This window comes from Corynebacterium sp. HMSC063G05 (assembly GCF_001810555.1).
In the GTDB taxonomy this organism is placed as follows: domain Bacteria; phylum Actinomycetota; class Actinomycetes; order Mycobacteriales; family Mycobacteriaceae; genus Corynebacterium; species Corynebacterium jeikeium_D.
Genome location: NZ_KV801837.1, coordinates 1 through 2331, shown reverse-complemented (window position 1 = coordinate 2331; position 2331 = coordinate 1). Strand labels below are relative to the sequence as shown.

The 2331-nt window shown below is 54.3% G+C and carries 2 rRNA genes; both read left to right on the top strand.

Going from position 1 to position 2331, the window contains the following annotated elements:
• The first annotated feature begins 81 nt into the window (after window positions 1-81).
• Window positions 82-1604 (top strand): 16S ribosomal RNA (locus HMPREF2751_RS01420).
• A gap of 380 nt (window positions 1605-1984) precedes the next feature.
• Window positions 1985-2331, top strand: a 23S ribosomal RNA gene (locus HMPREF2751_RS01415); the annotation flags it as partial.

Below are 2331 nucleotides of genomic sequence, written 5' to 3'. Positions count from 1 at the left end.
GTGTGTGGTGGTTGTTTGTCTGTTTTTGTCAGGTTTTTGGGCCTTTCATTGTTTTTTTGATTCTTCTGATTTGAAGGGTTTTTGATGGAGGGTTTGATCCTGGCTCAGGACGAACGCTGGCGGCGTGCTTAACACATGCAAGTCGAACGGTAAGGCTCCAGCTTGCTGGGGTACACGAGTGGCGAACGGGTGAGTAACACGTGGGTGACCTGCCCTGCACTTCGGGATAAGCCTGGGAAACTGGGTCTAATACCGGATAGGACCGCACCGTGAGGGTGTGGTGGAAAGTTTTTTCGGTGTGGGATGGGCCCGCGGCCTATCAGCTTGTTGGTGGGGTAATGGCCTACCAAGGCGGCGACGGGTAGCCGGCCTGAGAGGGTGGACGGCCACATTGGGACTGAGACACGGCCCAGACTCCTACGGGAGGCAGCAGTGGGGAATATTGCACAATGGGCGGAAGCCTGATGCAGCGACGCCGCGTGGGGGATGACGGCCTTCGGGTTGTAAACTCCTTTCACCATCGACGAAGGGTTTCTGACGGTAGATGGAGAAGAAGCACCGGCTAACTACGTGCCAGCAGCCGCGGTAATACGTAGGGTGCGAGCGTTGTCCGGAATTACTGGGCGTAAAGAGCTCGTAGGTGGTTTGTCGCGTCGTCTGTGAAATTCCGGGGCTTAACTCCGGGCGTGCAGGCGATACGGGCATAACTTGAGTACTGTAGGGGAGACTGGAATTCCTGGTGTAGCGGTGAAATGCGCAGATATCAGGAGGAACACCGGTGGCGAAGGCGGGTCTCTGGGCAGTAACTGACGCTGAGGAGCGAAAGCATGGGGAGCGAACAGGATTAGATACCCTGGTAGTCCATGCCGTAAACGGTGGGCGCTAGGTGTGGGTTTCCTTCCACGGGATTCGTGCCGTAGCTAACGCATTAAGCGCCCCGCCTGGGGAGTACGGCCGCAAGGCTAAAACTCAAAGGAATTGACGGGGGCCCGCACAAGCGGCGGAGCATGTGGATTAATTCGATGCAACGCGAAGAACCTTACCTGGGCTTGACATATACAGGATCGCGCCAGAGATGGTGTTTCCCTTGTGGCTTGTATACAGGTGGTGCATGGTTGTCGTCAGCTCGTGTCGTGAGATGTTGGGTTAAGTCCCGCAACGAGCGCAACCCTTGTCTTATGTTGCCAGCACGTTGTGGTGGGGACTCGTAAGAAACTGCCGGGGTTAACTCGGAGGAAGGTGGGGATGACGTCAAATCATCATGCCCCTTATGTCCAGGGCTTCACACATGCTACAATGGTCGGTACAGTGGGTTGCCAGTCCGTGAGGGCGAGCTAATCCCGCAAAGCCGGTCTCAGTTCGGATCGGGGTCTGCAACTCGACCCCGTGAAGTCGGAGTCGCTAGTAATCGCAGATCAGCAACGCTGCGGTGAATACGTTCCCGGGCCTTGTACACACCGCCCGTCACGTCATGAAAGTCGGTAACACCCGAAGCCAGTGGCCTAACACATTTTGTGGGGGAGCTGTCGAAGGTGGGATTGGCGATTGGGACGAAGTCGTAACAAGGTAGCCGTACCGGAAGGTGCGGCTGGATCACCTCCTTTCTAAGGAGATTATTTTTTCTTTGTGTCATGTGTCATCGTGTTGGTGGCGTGTGGCTATTTTTTGTTTTTGGGTGGAACACCTACTGGTTAGATCACTGAAGTGGTGGTCTGCGCGTGCGTGTGATGATTTTAAACGTTTGTGCTTTCCTTTTTGTGTTGGTTGGTTGTTGGTGCGCTGTTGGGTGTCTGGGATGACACATGTTGTTGTTCCTGTTTACAGGTTGCTGCGTGCTGCGGGCAGGCTGCTGTTTGGTGGTTTGTGTGTGGTGTGTGGGTGTTGTGTGAGAACTGGATAGTGGACGCGAGCATCTTGTTTTTCTGTAAGTTCGATTTTGTCAAGCAGTTTTTCTGTTTGTGATTGTTCTTAGTTATTTGTTTGTGTGTTGTGTTGTAAGGGCGCATGGTGGATGCCTTGGCATAGTAGGCCGATGAAGGACGTGAGAGGCTGCGATAGGCCTCGGGGAGCTGCCAACTGAGCGTTGATCCGAGGGTGTCCGAATGGGGAAACCTGGCCGTCGTTGTGGGCGGTCGCCGTTAGATGAATTCATAGTCTAATTGGTGGTTACGCGGGGAAGTGAAACATCTCAGTACCCGTAGGAGTAGAAAACAATTGTGATTCCGTTAGTAGTGGCGAACGAACGTGGATGAGGCTAAACCGCGTGCGTGTGATACCTGGCAGGGTTTGCGTGCGTGGGGTTGTGGGGATGCATTGTGCAGGGTCTGCTAG